At 62.0% G+C, this 13,739-nt stretch carries 11 protein-coding genes; 5 read left to right on the top strand and 6 right to left on the bottom strand.

The window, feature by feature from the left end; all coding sequences use genetic code 11:
* Positions 1–128: 128 nt before the first annotated feature.
* Positions 129–1,373, bottom strand: a complete 1,245-nt coding sequence (locus GYH35_RS14785; RefSeq protein WP_161810688.1) for an MFS transporter — start codon at positions 1,371–1,373, stop codon at positions 129–131.
* 156 nt (positions 1,374–1,529) lie between these two features.
* On the opposite strand from GYH35_RS14785, the gene GYH35_RS14780 reads away from it, so the two are divergent.
* Positions 1,530–1,895, top strand: coding sequence for a DoxX family protein (locus tag GYH35_RS14780; RefSeq protein WP_161810687.1), 366 nt, complete (start codon positions 1,530–1,532; stop codon positions 1,893–1,895).
* Here GYH35_RS14780 and GYH35_RS14775 read toward each other — a convergent pair whose 3' ends face one another.
* On the bottom strand, positions 1,896–2,861 hold the full coding sequence (locus tag GYH35_RS14775) for a helix-turn-helix transcriptional regulator (RefSeq protein ID WP_161828865.1): 966 nt from the start codon (positions 2,859–2,861) through the stop codon (positions 1,896–1,898).
* Between the two features lie 449 nt (positions 2,862–3,310).
* Positions 3,311–3,934 (bottom strand): inorganic pyrophosphatase, encoded by a 624-nt coding sequence (locus tag GYH35_RS14770; protein ID WP_202624334.1) that lies wholly within the window; start codon positions 3,932–3,934, stop codon positions 3,311–3,313.
* Between the two features lie 123 nt (positions 3,935–4,057).
* Here GYH35_RS14770 and GYH35_RS14765 point away from each other — a divergent pair, with 123 nt between their 5' ends.
* The 3 genes from GYH35_RS14765 to GYH35_RS14755 all read left to right on the top strand — a co-directional run bounded on the left by GYH35_RS14765 (position 4,058) and on the right by GYH35_RS14755 (position 7,325).
* Positions 4,058–4,561, top strand: coding sequence for an adenine phosphoribosyltransferase (locus tag GYH35_RS14765; protein ID WP_161828864.1), 504 nt, complete (start codon positions 4,058–4,060; stop codon positions 4,559–4,561).
* Positions 4,562–4,669: 108 nt separating this feature from the next.
* Entirely contained in the window at positions 4,670–6,445 is a 1,776-nt protein-coding gene (locus GYH35_RS14760; RefSeq protein ID WP_161810684.1) for a redoxin domain-containing protein, read from the top strand.
* A gap of 220 nt (positions 6,446–6,665) precedes the next feature.
* Positions 6,666–7,325, top strand: a complete 660-nt coding sequence (locus GYH35_RS14755; RefSeq protein WP_209005389.1) for a TIGR04211 family SH3 domain-containing protein — start codon at positions 6,666–6,668, stop codon at positions 7,323–7,325.
* Positions 7,326–7,670: 345 nt separating this feature from the next.
* Here GYH35_RS14755 and GYH35_RS14750 read toward each other — a convergent pair whose 3' ends face one another.
* On the bottom strand, positions 7,671–8,804 hold the full coding sequence (locus GYH35_RS14750) for a metallophosphoesterase (RefSeq protein WP_161828863.1): 1,134 nt from the start codon (positions 8,802–8,804) through the stop codon (positions 7,671–7,673).
* A 156-nt stretch (positions 8,805–8,960) separates the two neighbouring features.
* Between GYH35_RS14750 and GYH35_RS14745 the strand changes: the two genes are divergently transcribed.
* Complete coding sequence (locus GYH35_RS14745; RefSeq protein WP_161810681.1) at positions 8,961–9,434, top strand: GNAT family N-acetyltransferase; 474 nt, start codon at positions 8,961–8,963, stop codon at positions 9,432–9,434.
* Positions 9,435–9,440: 6 nt separating this feature from the next.
* Here the strand turns inward: GYH35_RS14745 and GYH35_RS14740 are convergent, their stop codons facing one another.
* A complete protein-coding gene (locus GYH35_RS14740; RefSeq protein WP_161810680.1) occupies positions 9,441–11,180 on the bottom strand; it encodes a DUF885 domain-containing protein in 1,740 nt (579 codons plus the stop codon).
* Between the two features lie 114 nt (positions 11,181–11,294).
* Positions 11,295–13,709 (bottom strand): TonB-dependent receptor, encoded by a 2,415-nt coding sequence (locus GYH35_RS14735; RefSeq protein WP_161810679.1) that lies wholly within the window; start codon positions 13,707–13,709, stop codon positions 11,295–11,297.
* Between the last annotated feature and the right edge of the window lie 30 nt (positions 13,710–13,739).

Raw genomic sequence — 13,739 nt, 5'->3', positions numbered from 1 at the left:
GCAGTGTACCCACTGGAGCAGCAGGACGTCAGGGGGTGCCGGCAAAATACGGTTATCAGCCGGGCTTGGGCAGGGATGCCCTGATGCAGCGGGCACATGGACGTGCAGGAGCTGCCGGCCGCGCGGGGTCAGGCCGTTGCTGGCTGAGCCTGCAACCTTTGTTCGCGAATCGGCAGATTGATAATCGCCGCCAGCAGGGCCAGCGCGATGTCGGCGTACCACATCCATTGATATGAATTGGTTTCCGACAGCACCACGCCGCCGAGCCACGCACCGAGGAAGCCACCGACCTGGTGCGAGAACAGCGTGAGACCAAACAGTGTCGCCAGGTAGCGCGTGCCGAACAACTTGCCGACCAGGCCCGCCGTCGGCGGCACGGTCGCGAGCCAGGTCACACCGAGCGCAGCGGCGAAGATATAAATGTTCAGCGCCGTCTTCGGCATGACGAGATAGACCGCAATCATCAGGGCGCGACTCGCATACACCCACGCCAGCAGATATTTCATCCGGTAACGCTGGCCGAGCCAGCCGATGCCCAGGCTGCCGACGACATTGAACAAACCGATCAAGCCGAGCGAGTTAGCCGCCACGTTCGGCGTCAGTCCGCACAGCTGCAGGTCGCTCGGGAAGTGCGTGACCAGGAACGCGATGTGGAATCCGCAAGTGAAGAAGCCGGCGTGCAGATACAAGTAGCTCGGATTGCGCAGCGCCTCGCGCAACTGACTGCTAAGGGTAATGTGACCCGCCGCGACGGTGCTGACAGCGTTGCTCGCCGCACTTTTAGCTGAGCGTATCAACGGCAGCACCAACGGAATCGTCAGCAACGCCGCGAAGGCCGTAGCAAACATCGCACTCGCCCAGCCCGCCACGCCGATGATGAACTGCACCAGCGGTGCGAACACGAACTGACCGATCGAGCCGCCGGCGTTGATGATGCCCGAGGCCATCGAGCGCTTTTCCGCCGGCAAGCGCTGCGAGGCGATGCCGATCAATATCGAGAAGCTGCCCGCCGCCGCGCCGGCCGCTGCGATCACACCCATCGTCAGCAGCAACCCGGCGCTCGTCGTCATGAGCGGCGTGAGCGCGGCGCCGAGCGCCAACAACAATGAGCCGGCGATGATGACTTTCGGCGCGCCAAATTTGTCGGCGACGGCGCCGAACACCGGCTGAGCCGCACCGAATACGAACTGGCCGACCGCGAGCGCGAAGCTCATGGCGACGATCGAGACGCCCGTGGTCTGCGTGATGGGCAACAGGAACAAGCCGGTCGTTTGCCGCACACCCATCGTAATGAGCAGGATGGCCGCCGCCGCGAGAATGAGTCCAAACGTGCTGGCGGAGACGTTGGACGGAGATGCGGTAGTTGTGCTCATAAGGCGGCGAAGTATTGCGCGTTATCCGTGCGCGTCACCAGATGCTTTTAGACGTGATGCGGTCATCACTCTGATGATCGAAATTCCGCTAATGCTGCAATCACCGACGCGCTCCCTTATGATCGCGCGCCTTTTCTAAAGGATAGCTGATCGATCATGAAGATCTCTTCAATCATGGTGGTGCGCATCGCGGTCGCGGCCATGTTCATCATTCATGGCGTCATGCGTGTCGTCGAGAATGCAGTGGGCCCGTTCGGGCCGTTTCTCGAATCGCGAGGTTTGCCGTTCGGTCTCGCGTGGGCCTGGGCGGTCACACTTATCGAGATCGCCGGCGGCACGTTGCTGGCGCTGGGCCGTTACACCGCGCCGCTCGCGGCTTACTTCATCATCCAGACCGCGCTCGGCATCTGGTGGGTGCACTGGCATGCGGGCTGGTTCGTGGTCGGGCTCGGCCGCAACGGCATGGAATACAGCGTGCTGATCATCGCGTGCCTGATCGCCGTGCTGTTGGGGAAAAAATAATCAGGTGGTCGCGGCCACGACTCTCTTGGCTTGATTGCGCAGCTTGCGACGCAGTTCGGTGGGTTTGACGATATCGGCCTCGAACACCAGGTCGAACAGGATGCGCAGCGCCGCTTCCTCCCGCTCGAAATCGAGTGTCACCGGCTTGCGGCCCTTGAAGTTCTCGCCGAGCGGCTCGAGCCGGGTGCGAAACCAGTTGCCGAAGCTGTCGAGCAATTGCTGCTTGCCCTTGGCGGAAATATTCAGATCCACCGGGAAGGCGACCGGCGGATTCTTCTCGAACTTCTCGCACCAGGCGTTCCAGAACTTGTGCAGGTCGAAATCGGGATCGCGCGTGAAACTCGTGCCGGTCGTCGCCAATGACAACATGCGTGAGATGCGGAAGACGCGAGTCTCACGCTTCACGCGGCCGATCAGATACCAGGTGTCGACCTTGACGACGAGCGCATAAGGCTCGACCAGATACTCCTTTTCTTCCCCGTTGCTGCGGCGGTAGTTGATGTTGATGCATTCGTCTTTCCAGATCGCGGCCCGCAACGTGTCCAGGTAAGGCGAAACGGAATACGAACGGAACCAGGGCTTGGTATCGAACAGCAACCGGCCGCGAGCATGCTGAGCGCGCAGCTGGTGCATCGTCGGCACGGCAGCCGCGAGCTTGTCGAGCGCGGTTCGAGTTGGAGCGGCGAGATCCTGAACGCCGATGCCGGCAGGGCTCGCGATGAGCGCTAATGCTTCAGCTTCGCCGGAAGACAGGCCAGTCAGATCGGAGGTGTAACCTTCGACGAGCCGGATGCCCCCGCCCCGCCCCTGCTCGGTGTACACCGGCACGCCCATGGTCGAGAGCGCGTCGATATCGCGAAATATCGTGCGAACCGAAACACTCAGACGCTGAGCAAGCTCACCGGCGGTGAGCGCCTGAGCCCTCTGCAGGGCCATGAGAATGGCAATGAGTCGTTCGGCGCGCATGTCGGGATTACAACTTCAAACGCTGACAGGCAGTGGCAGGGTATCAGCCCAAACCTGTCAAATGCCGCCGACTTTAGCTCCCCTCGCGATTTTCCTGGGAGCATCTCATCGAATCTAACGGTGTCACCGAGGCTCAGGAAAAGAGGCGTCAGTGGCTCGCGCCGTCCGAGGTGACGTCTCTCCTCCCGGCACCGGGCGCCGGCCGGAGCGCATTGCGCCCCTCGCCGCACGTCCATGGTGAGCCCTGCTGTTTCGGCTCCGTCCCTGTGCCGAAAAGCTGCCGGGAGGAGAGACGTCACCTCGAACGACGCCGATAGGTTCGCTGAGACTGAGAGGTTCGGACGAGGCTGGAGCCCGATGACTTTCCGTGGCTGTGAGCGCGAGAAGGCTCCCGCCATTTCTTTAGCCCCCTCGCCCTTGAGGGCGAGGGGGTTGGAGGTGTGGGTGTCTTATCTCACACCCATGAACGCCGACGTGTAATCCGCCTGGCTGCGTCGAATCGCTTCGTACGCTTCGTCGCGGCCATACGCGTGCGTGATCTCGACCGCGTGATCCGGCGAGCCCGGGGCGTGTTTGTACGTCAGGAAGTAGTGACGCACTCGCTCGATCACCGACTTCGGACACTGCGAAATATCGGTCAGGTGACCGTACAGCGCGTCATCGCGCATCACGGCGATGATTTTGTCGTCGGCTTCGTTGTCGTCGATCATGCGCAGGCCGCCGATCGGGATCGCCTGCACCAGCACGTCGCCGTGGCCGATCGATTTTTCGGTGAGCACGCAGATATCCATCGGGTCGCCGTCGCCCTTGATACCGGTCTTGCCAGTGCGCTCTTCGCAATAAGCAGCGACGCGCTCGGCGCACAGCGTGCGCGGCAGGAAACCGTAGAGCGAGGGGCAGATGTTCGAGAAGCGCTGGGGCCGGTCGACCTTGAGCAGGCCGGTGGCCTTGTCGAGCTCATATTTCACCGTGTCGGTGGGCACGATCTCGATGTACGCGGTCACGATGGACGGGGCTTCGGCGCCGATTTCGACGCCATGCCAGGGATGGGCACGAAATGCAGAAGGAAACATGGTCGGCATGGATTACGTAATGGACTGGGGATGAAAACGGAGGCCGCAGCGAAAAGCGGCGACATGGTCGATAATTGGGGCCGAGAGTCTACCTGAAGCGCGCCCCCAACCGACCTCGACCTCATGACCGATCTGAAACAATTCATCCGCGATGTCGCCGATTTCCCACGGTCGGGCATCATTTTTCGCGACATTGCCCCATTACTGCGCAGCCATTTCGGGCCAACCATCGAGACGATGAGCGGCTTGCTGAGCGCCGAGGAATGGGAGCGGATCGACGCTGTTGCGGGCATCGAGTCCCGCGGCTTCATGCTCGGCTCGGCGCTGGCGCTTCGGCATGGCAAGGGCTTCGTGCCGATCCGCAAAAAGGGGAAGCTGCCGCCGCCGGTGGTCAGCATCCCGTACCAGCTCGAGTACGGCGAGGGTGTGCTGGAAATGCAGCAAGGAAACGGCCGGCTGCTGTTGATCGACGACGTGCTCGCCACCGGCGGCACCCTGGCCGCCGCGGCCGATCTGTGCCTGCTCGCGGGCTACCGGGTCGATGCCCTGGCGGTGCTCATCGATCTCAATCTGATCAAGGACTTCCGTTGGGAAGGCCAGGCGGCGCGGACCGTCATCCGATACTGATCGGACACAAGAACTGACAAATCTTCACGCGGGGCCAGAGTGCCCGCCGCCGCGCCCTCGCTGACAATGCTGTCCATAGCCGGACCAAGGATGTCGTTTGGGGGTGCCATGAAAGATTCAGCGAAGCGGGCGCTGGCCGCCCTGATCATGACCATCGGACTGACCACGCAGGCTGTGGCCGTCGAGCCGGGCCAGGTCGTCGACAACTTCCGCCTGCTCGATCAGCAGGGCAAATCGCACGAGCTCTACTACCTCTCGGACATGAAGGCCGTGGTGCTGATGGTGCAGGGAAATGGCTGCCCCATCGTGCGCCAGGCGTTGCCGGCGCTCGCCGAGGTACGCGCGAAGTATCGGGCCCAAGGCGTCGAGTTCCTGCTGCTGAATTCGAACCTGCAGGACACGCGCGAGCTGGTCGCCAAGGAAGCGAGCGAGTTCAAGATCGACTTCCCCATCCTGCTCGATGACTCGCAGCTCATTGGCGAGGCGCTCGGTGTGGTGCGCACTTCCGAAGTGTTCGTCATCGATCCCAAGGGCTGGCAGCTCAAATATCGCGGCCCGATGGATGACCGGCTCTCTTATGAGCGCCAACGTCCGGCGAAGCATCACTATCTGACCGATGCGCTCGATGCCGTGCTCGCCGGCAAGCCGGTGCAGACACCGCAGGCCGACGGCGTGGGCTGCCTGGTCAATTTCCCCGAGCGCGATCGCAAGATGAGTCACAACCAGATCTCCTATTCGAAGGAGATCGCACCGCTGCTCAAAGACCGTTGCGTCGTGTGTCATCAAGTTGGCGGCGTCGGCCCGTGGGCCATGACGAACTACGACATGGTGAAAGGCTTCGCGCCGATGATTCGCGAAGTGCTGCGCACTCAACGCATGCCGCCGTGGCATGCCGATCCTCATTACGGCACGTTCGAGAACGCGCGCGGCCTCACCAGCGATCAGCGCAAACTGCTGGTGCATTGGATCGAAGCAGGGGCGCCTCGCGGCAGCGGCGACGATCCGCTGTTGGCGGTCAAGCCGGAAATCAAAGAATGGAAACATGGCAAGCCGGACCTGATCGTTGAAATCCCCGCGTACGACATTCCCGCGACTGGCGTCATCGAATATCAGTATCCGCGCGTGAAGAACCCGCTCGGCCGCGACGTGTGGATTACCGCGGTCGAAATTCATCCGGGCGCGAAACAGGCGATTCATCACATCATCGCCAACGATCCGGTGGTCGCCGGCTCCACCGGCGAGCGCAGCGGCGGCAATCTTGCAGGCTTCGCGCCCGGCATGGAGCCGATCGTTTATCCGCAAGACACCGGCGTGCTGTTCCCGAAGGACGCGGACTTCGTGTTCCAGATGCACTACACGCCGAACGGCAAAGCCGTCACGGATCACAGCAAGGTCGGCTTCTACTTCCGCGAAGCCAGCAACCCGCCGAAATATCCGTTGCATCTCACGGCGCTGACCGATTTCAAGTTCGAGATTCCGCCGGGTGCGAAGGAACACACCACCACGGTGACGCGCCCAATTCAGCGCGACATGTTGATCTACAACATCATGCCCCACTCGCACCTGCGTGGCCGCGCCGGCACGATGACTGCCGTTTATCCGGATGGGCGCGAAGAAATTCTGCTCAACGTGCCCAAGTACGACTTCAACTGGCAGACGGTGTACGAATATCGCCAGCCGAAAACCATCCCGGCCGGTTCGAAGCTGGTGTGGCGCTTCAGCTGGGACAACTCGACGCAGAATCCCGCGAATCCCGATCCGAGCAAGCCGGTGCGCTGGGGCGATCAGACCTTCGAAGAAATGGGCATCGGCTTCGTGCGCTTCCGTTATCTCGACGAGACCACCGACACGCGGAGCCAGAAGACCGCGGCACTCGACGATTAAATTTACGTCAGCTCGCTGAGCGGGCAACTCTTACAGGGCGGCTCCACGAGCCGCCTTTTCTTTTGTATGCGCGGTTTTTAGCGCTGTAGAAATACCTACCAGCGTAACTGTCGCCAATTGGCGAACGGGTTCAGATCAGGCCGTTATTGCGGTTCAGTTTCGCTATAGTTCGCGTCTGCCGACAGATCGGCAGCAACTAGACCTATAAGGATTCGTGCTGATGTTGAGAAAGGTGCTGCTAGCGCTGCTGCTGGTGCTAGGACCGGCGTCCGCCTTCGCCGCGACGATGTATATCTCCGATGAGCTGACTGTTCCTCTGCGTCGCGGCCCATCGAACGGCCACAAGATCATCAACGCCGCGTTGCCGACCGGTCTCGCGTTGGAAGTGCTCGGCGAAGACAAGGCCGCGGGGTTCACGCAGGTGCGCACACCGAATGGCACGGAGGGATGGTTACCCACTCAGTACCTGGTCGGTCAACCCGTCGCGAAGGACCGACTCGCCGCCGCGACCAAGCGCGTCGAGGCCCTCGAAGCGCAGCTGAAATCGACTCGCGACAATTACCAGGACGTGCGCGGTGCACGCAGCGAGATCGAAGGCAAAGCCAACGAGCTCGCCAAAGAAAATCAGAAACTGCAAACCGAGCTGGCGGAGATTCGCCGCGTCTCGGCTACCGCGATCACGCAGTTCGAAGAGAACAAACAATTGAAGGCCAGCAATGCGTCGCTGACCACGCAGGTCACGCAGCTGACCGACGAAGTGCAGGACCTGAAGCGCAATGTGATGTTGCGCTGGTTGTTGTCCGGCGGCGCCCTGGTGCTGATTGGCTTGGCGCTCGGCGCATGGATCAAATCGCGACCGAAGCGCAGCACCTGGGCATAAGTAAGAAGCGTTAGGGTGGGCTCTGATGGCGGAGCCCCGAACAGAAGCCTGTGAACGATCGCGGCGTCAGTGTTGAGAGATCGTTGTGCCAGGGCCTGCAGGAGGACACCGATTAGCCAAGGAACAACGGGCCAACTCGCAAAACCTTACTCGCCTCGATCGCTCACAGGCAGGCTCACAGATTGACATGAGACCAGCACGATCACATCGGACCCGGGAGCGGACTCGCAGTTTCGAATGAGCTGCTTGTTGGTATAGATCCGGTAGCCCTCGGAAATGAACCCTGGGGGTGCGAAAAAAATTCTACGAACTAACGGCAACCGCACCGCAGGCGTTGGGCCCGCATCAAGAGCGGGGCAACATTTCGCTGCTGCCGTCGACGCGCGCTCGAAACATCTGCCCGTCCTTGCGAATCATCAGACCTTCCATTACGGGCGCCTGAGTCTGCTCATCCCGATGCGGATAAACCTGCACCGCGATTACGCGTCCGCCATATAGAGAAGTGACGGCCGGCACGGTCGTATGCCCAACCAGAATTGCCTTTACGCCGAAGCGCCCGCGAATCAGCTCGATGTCACTTTGCTCCGCGACCCTGAAGCCGCCTTTGCGAGCCGCGTCCTGAAAATAACCGCGATACCACAGTGGCCCGTTCTGACCCATCACGAATTCGGTTTGCATATCGGCGGATGCGCCTGGCTCCAGCAAGGCGCCGCGCACTGTTTGATTCACAGCCGACAACGTCAGCCCGCGATCGACCAGCTCACGCGAGATGCCGCCGTGCAAACACAGATATTGGCCGAGCCGGAACACGGCGGCTTTGCTACGCAACCACTGGCCGAGTAATGTTTGCTCGCTCCAGAGCAATGTGTATCGATCGGCGCCAAGCAGCGCAGCGACCCGTCGATATTTCGGATTCAGATAACGATCGTCGCCGGTAAGCACCATCGACTCGTGATTGCCGATCGCGAGATGCACGCCGCCGCCGATCCGCGCCGCTTCCGCTTCGAGCTTGTAAATCAACCACAGCAGCTCGGTCTGGTTCGGGCCGCGGTCGAACACATCGCCGAGCACAGCGAGATGACCTTTGCCGAACGACCAGCGCAGGCGCTCGTCGATGATTCCGTGCCGCTGCAGGAGCTGCACGGCGATCTCGAATTCTCCGTGCGTATCCGCCATCACGAAGATCGGCGTGCGTGGGTTGACGCGAATCTCATCGTCCGCCGGCTGCGCCGGGGCGCGCAATTTCACCTCGAACGCAGGCAACGAGCCGACAGCCGCGAGGGTCACTGCATCGCCGATCTCGACGGCCTGATCCCGTACTTGCGGACCCTCGCTGGCCGCTTCGACCCAGCGTGAGCGCCAGCTGCCGTCGGCGGCGCGGATGACATAGGGCCCGTCCTGCAGGGATTCGGCTTGCGCCAGGCCAACGCCGAAGGCCAGCGCCACGGCGGCGATCAGTATCTGAAGAAGATGCGACATGGATCGCATCATAGAGCAAATATTTCTTTGCCAGCCGCCGGCCGCGTCACGGCGCCGAAACCACATCCCCACCTGAACGCGAACAACCTGCAGGAATGCCCAATTGAGAGTCCCGGCGGCTTTCAGCCGCGCCGGATTTGGTTACTATCGACACCGATGAGCACCGTCACTCTTGGTCCAGCGCGCATGGGGGATGCACCTGCCATTGCCCACCTGTCGCGCGACCTGATCGAAGCCGACCTGCCCTGGAGCTGGACGCCCCGGCGCGTAGCCAGCCTGATGCGCCAGCGCGAAAGCGCTGCCGTGATTGCGCGCGATCAGAATCGTCTGGCCGGATTCATCCTCGCCCAGTACGGCGACGAGTCGGCGCACATCGCATTGCTGGGCGTCGCGGACGAATATCGCCGGCAAGGCATCGGCCGGCGCATGGTGCAGTGGGTGGAGGAGACGGCGATGGTCGCCGGCCTGTTCCTGGTGCGGCTGGAAGTGCGCGCCATCAAGCGTGAGGCGCGCCATTTCTACGCAAGGCTGGGCTACCGCGAGACCGATCGCGTCGATGGCTACTACAGCGGCCTCGAAGACGCGATCAAGATGTCACGGGACCTGCGCGCGCTGTCCACCTCGAAGTAGGCGACCTCAAAACAGCTCGCCCGCCGGCCCCGGCATCATCTGCGAGCGCACCAGCGGAATCGGCGGACCGCCGTACGACAGGAACTCGTCGTTGAACAGCTTCCACGCCTCGCGTCCGCCGCGACTGCCGGACCAGTCGTCACGCAGCTTGCGGATCATGAGCTTGCCCAGCGTGTAATTCAGATAACCGGGATCGTAAGTGCCGCGCGCCGCCTGTTGTCGCGCATTGCCTGCATCCTGAAACGCCTTCTCCTTGAACATCTGTTCGCACTGGGCAACGGTCATGCCTTGCGTGTGCAGTCCGATTGCGCACATGTAACGCACGTTCCGCAGCAGCGCGTTCAGCAACTGGCCGATGTGCAGCTCCGGCTCGGTGGCCGCGATGCCATGCTCGATCATCAGCTCTTCGCCGTAATGGGCCCAGCCTTCGGCGAAGGCGTAGCCGACGAATAACTGACCAAATCGCCACGGCGAACGATTCGAATGCAGGAACTGCAGGAAGTGGCCCGGCCACACTTCATGAATCGAAGTGAACAGCAGATCGGCCTTGCCGGGGATGTACTCGTCCTGCTCCGCTTTGGACCACTTCGGATCCGGCGGCGCGATGTAGTAGACCGAAGGCAGTTCCTTCTCGAACGGCCCGGGAATGTTGATGTACGCGAAGTTCTGGCGTCGATACGCCGGCGCTGCTTCGACCTTCGCTTCCTCGGTGCCCGGAATGCTGACGATGTCGTGATCCAGAATGTACTTCTTGATGGTCTCGAGCTGGGCTCGCGCCCCCGCGACGGCGCCGCCCTCGGGCTTGTCGGCCTTCACGCGAGCGACGCACTCCTCGATCTTCGCGCCCGGCGCGAACGCCTTGCACGCTTCATTGAGCGCAGACAGGTTGCGCTCCAGATCGGCGCGACCGATTGCCTCGATCTTTTCCAGGGGCACATCGACGTTCTCCGTCATTCGCAACATGGCCGCGAAGCGCTCGGGGCCAAGCGCGTAATTGTCGTTGGCCGTCGCACGCTGCGATTCCAGCCACTTTGCGAAATCCTCCATCGCCACCGCGGCGGGCTCGATCGCGGCGGTCAGTTCTTTCTTCAGATCGTCGGGTATTTCCGCGAACGCCTGCGGCACATCGTTGCGATAAAAATCCACGAAGCCGCCGAAGCTCGCGACGCCGAAATCGATGAAGGTCCGCGGCAACGGCAGTTGCAGATTCGCTTTGATCTGCTCCAGCGCGTTCGGCACCTGCTTCACATAGGCGATGAATGCGCGCGCCCGCTGATCCGCGGGTGCATACGGCGTCGTGACATAGGTGCTCGGATCCAAACCGGAGTCGAAGTACCAGGCCGGGTTGGTGAAAGGCTGGCGCATGTCGCGCAGCGCGAACAAATCGTTATCGATGCGGCTCACGACGTAGTCGCGCTGAAACCGTTCCTCTGGCATCAGGCTGTCGTCTTTGAAGCCGACTGCCTTGGCGCGCATCTGCTCGAGTCGCGCGATCTCTTTCTTGATGCCCTCGGCGCTCCAGTCCGGCATCTGGCCATCGAACTCGTGTTTGCCCTGCGCCACCGCAAAACTGGGATGAGCGCGGAAGTAGCCGTCGACGAACTCATCGACGTACTTGGTCCACTCGACGTTGACGACCGGCGCCGGCGGCTCGGTGGCTCGAGCATTCGGCTTGGGCGAGCGATCGCAGCCGGCCAGCGCGGCCAGCATCGTGATGACGCACAGGGTGCGACGTAGACCTGACATTCCCAATCCTCGGCGAAAGATGAGCGGCGATGATACCCGCTCAACGCCGGTACTGGGGGACGCCGGCGGGCAGCCGGCGTCCAGCGAAACGAGTTAGGCAATATTTACGCAGGTTCAGAAGTTCATCCGCAACGACACGCCGTAAGTCCTCGGCATGTTGGTCAGATAACCGACGCGGGCGCGAAAGCCACGCTCGCGATCCAACGACAGGAACGCACGTTCGTCCGACACATTGTTCACATACGCCGCCGCCTCCCACACCTCCGACTTCACGCCGAAGCGAAAATTGCCCAGATCGTAGCTGGGCAGCTCCGGATCGAAGGTGAACTGGGAGATCGTCGGGTCGCCGAACGGGAAGAAGCCCGGCGCTCCGGCACAACCCACGCAACCGGTCGTCGGTTCCTGGTCCGCCAGCTGTGTGTAGGACGAGCCCACGTGCTGGAAAGTAAGGTTCACGAATCCATCCAACGCCGTCGAGAACGCCCAGTTGTATGTAACGCTGGCCGCTGCCTGAAACTCCGGCGACGTCGGCAGCCGGTTGCCGTCGCGAATGCCCGCGATCGGCACGCCGCTCGCATTCAGCCGCGACTCGGTGATCTCTGCCTGTACATAGGTCGCCGACAACCCGAAGTCCCAGTGCTCATCGGGCCGCGCATATAGTTCCACTTCTGCGCCTAGCGCCTCGGCCTGGGCGTTGAGCACGATGCGCGACGAGCAGGAGCCGGCGTCGGCGATCACTTGCAGATCGTCGATATCGGAATAGAACACCGAAGCGTTCAACGTGACTCGCCGGTCGGCCAGCAGCGTCTTCGCGCCCAGCTCGTAGTTCAGCACTTTCTCGTCCCCGAACGTCGGCTGACCGCCGTAGGTCACGCGATCGTCAGGAGTGCAAAGCGAGACGTTGAGCGGGTCGTTGATGCCGCCCAAACGGAACCCGCGTGCCACCTGCGCCGTGAGCAACACATCGTCGTCCGGCTCGAAAGAAAGAATCACGCGCGGCGAAAAGCCGTCCGAGTCGGTCGAGCCCGGCTGGTTCGTGTAGCCCAAGTCCGCGAACGCACCGGCGAAGGTCAGGGTCCGGTCTTCCTTGAAATCGTAGTAGCGCAGTCCGCCGGTCAAGCTCCACTGCTCGTTGAAGTGCATTGTGCCTTCACCGAACACCGCGTACTGCCGGAAGCTGTAAGGCACATTCGAGAAATAAGGCGTATCGGGCGGCGCATTGAAGCCGGCGCTGGTCGGGAATCCCAAGCGCGTGAGCAAGGCATCGTAGCCGGGCGTCGGCAGGCTCTGCCCGTAGTCGCGATCGATGTCCTGATAGAAGGCGCCGACCAGCCATTCGAAAGAACCGCCTCCGTCGGAAGCGAGCCGCAGTTCCTGACTGAACGCTTTGAGCGAAGTCACATCGTAGAGGGGCGAGTTCAGGCGCACGTCCGCCGAGGTCACGGGAATTTCGGCTATGCCGCTGAATGTCAATGTGACGCTGCCGCTCAGCTGGCTCGCATCGCGCAGCACCGTCAGATCGCGGTCGGTGTAGGAACTCACGGAAGTCAGCGTGACGCCGCCGAGACCGAATTCCATCTTCAGATCGGCAAGCGTGAGCTCGTCGTCGATGCCTTCGCGGATCTGCGTGACCTGACCACGCTCGCCGGGATTCACCGGCGGCTCGGTCGTCGTGTAGGGGTTGCCGAGAATGTTATAGACGTCGATGCGGGGATACCCGTCCGTCTCCAGCTTCTGATAAACAATGCGCGGCGTGATGGCAATCTGCTCGCTGGGCTGGATGAGCAGCGCGACGCGGGCGCCGCTCTTCTCACCGCTGTTGACATCCTCCCGGACGGCGCGACCGGGATAGAATGAATCGATAAAGCCGGCCTGCTCGTTGTAGTAGCCGACCAGTCGCAGTGCCGTGGTCTGTCCCATGGGCGCATTGATCATGCCCTTGATGGCGCCGCCCCAATCGGCATCGGTGCCGGTATAGCCACCCACTTCGACCGCGCCTTCGAACTCACCCAACTTCGGCTGACGCGTGATGTAACGCACTGTGCCCGCCGACGAGCCCGCGCCGAACAAGGTTCCTTGCGGGCCGCGCAGCACTTCGAAGCGCTCCAGATCGAACAGATCCAGATCGGGCGTGAACAGCGCGACCGAGATCGCCGACTCGTCGAGATAGACGCCGACGGATTCCTTCACGCCCGGCTGATCGCGCACCACCTGTCCGGCGCTGATGCCGCGAATCGCCACCTGGCTCTGGCCGGGCCCGAGATCGGTGATGGTCAACCCCGCGAAGTTGCGCGACAGGTCGACGATGTTGTCGGAACCGGAGTTGCGGATCTGCGTCTCGCTCGCGGCCGCGACGGAAAACGGCACGTCCTGCAAAGCCGTTTCGCGCTTCTGCGCGGTGACGACGATGGTGTCCAGAATATTCGTGTCGGCTGCTGCGGGCGTGGCTGCTGCCGCGCTTCGCGGCGTCATCGCCAATCCCAGTGCAGAAGCGATCGCGATCAAGATCACGTCATTGTGCTTGCTCATTGGATCCTCCCAGATTGTCGAAACGGCCGC

The organism is Steroidobacter agaridevorans, from assembly GCF_009932555.1.
GTDB classification, from domain to species: Bacteria; Pseudomonadota; Gammaproteobacteria; order Steroidobacterales; family Steroidobacteraceae; genus Steroidobacter; species Steroidobacter agaridevorans.
The sequence above is the reverse complement of the archived record's forward strand: the minus strand, read 5'-3'. Positions and strand labels throughout refer to the sequence as shown.

Excerpts from the sequence above, each read along its gene's own strand:
- GYH35_RS14755 (WP_209005389.1), top strand. The coding sequence starts at position 6,666 with ATGTTGAGAAAGGTGCTGCTAGCGCTGCTGCTGGTGCTAGGACCGGCG.
- GYH35_RS14740 (WP_161810680.1), bottom strand. The coding sequence starts at position 11,180 with ATGTCAGGTCTACGTCGCACCCTGTGCGTCATCACGATGCTGGCCGCG.
- GYH35_RS14785 (WP_161810688.1), bottom strand. The coding sequence starts at position 1,373 with ATGAGCACAACTACCGCATCTCCGTCCAACGTCTCCGCCAGCACGTTT.
- GYH35_RS14775 (WP_161828865.1), bottom strand. The coding sequence starts at position 2,861 with ATGCGCGCCGAACGACTCATTGCCATTCTCATGGCCCTGCAGAGGGCT.
- GYH35_RS14770 (WP_202624334.1), bottom strand. The coding sequence starts at position 3,934 with ATGTTTCCTTCTGCATTTCGTGCCCATCCCTGGCATGGCGTCGAAATC.
- GYH35_RS14765 (WP_161828864.1), top strand. The coding sequence starts at position 4,058 with ATGACCGATCTGAAACAATTCATCCGCGATGTCGCCGATTTCCCACGG.
- GYH35_RS14780 (WP_161810687.1), top strand. The coding sequence starts at position 1,530 with ATGAAGATCTCTTCAATCATGGTGGTGCGCATCGCGGTCGCGGCCATG.
- GYH35_RS14750 (WP_161828863.1), bottom strand. The coding sequence starts at position 8,804 with ATGTCGCATCTTCTTCAGATACTGATCGCCGCCGTGGCGCTGGCCTTC.
- GYH35_RS14760 (WP_161810684.1), top strand. The coding sequence starts at position 4,670 with ATGAAAGATTCAGCGAAGCGGGCGCTGGCCGCCCTGATCATGACCATC.
- GYH35_RS14735 (WP_161810679.1), bottom strand. The coding sequence starts at position 13,709 with ATGAGCAAGCACAATGACGTGATCTTGATCGCGATCGCTTCTGCACTG.
- GYH35_RS14745 (WP_161810681.1), top strand. The coding sequence starts at position 8,961 with ATGAGCACCGTCACTCTTGGTCCAGCGCGCATGGGGGATGCACCTGCC.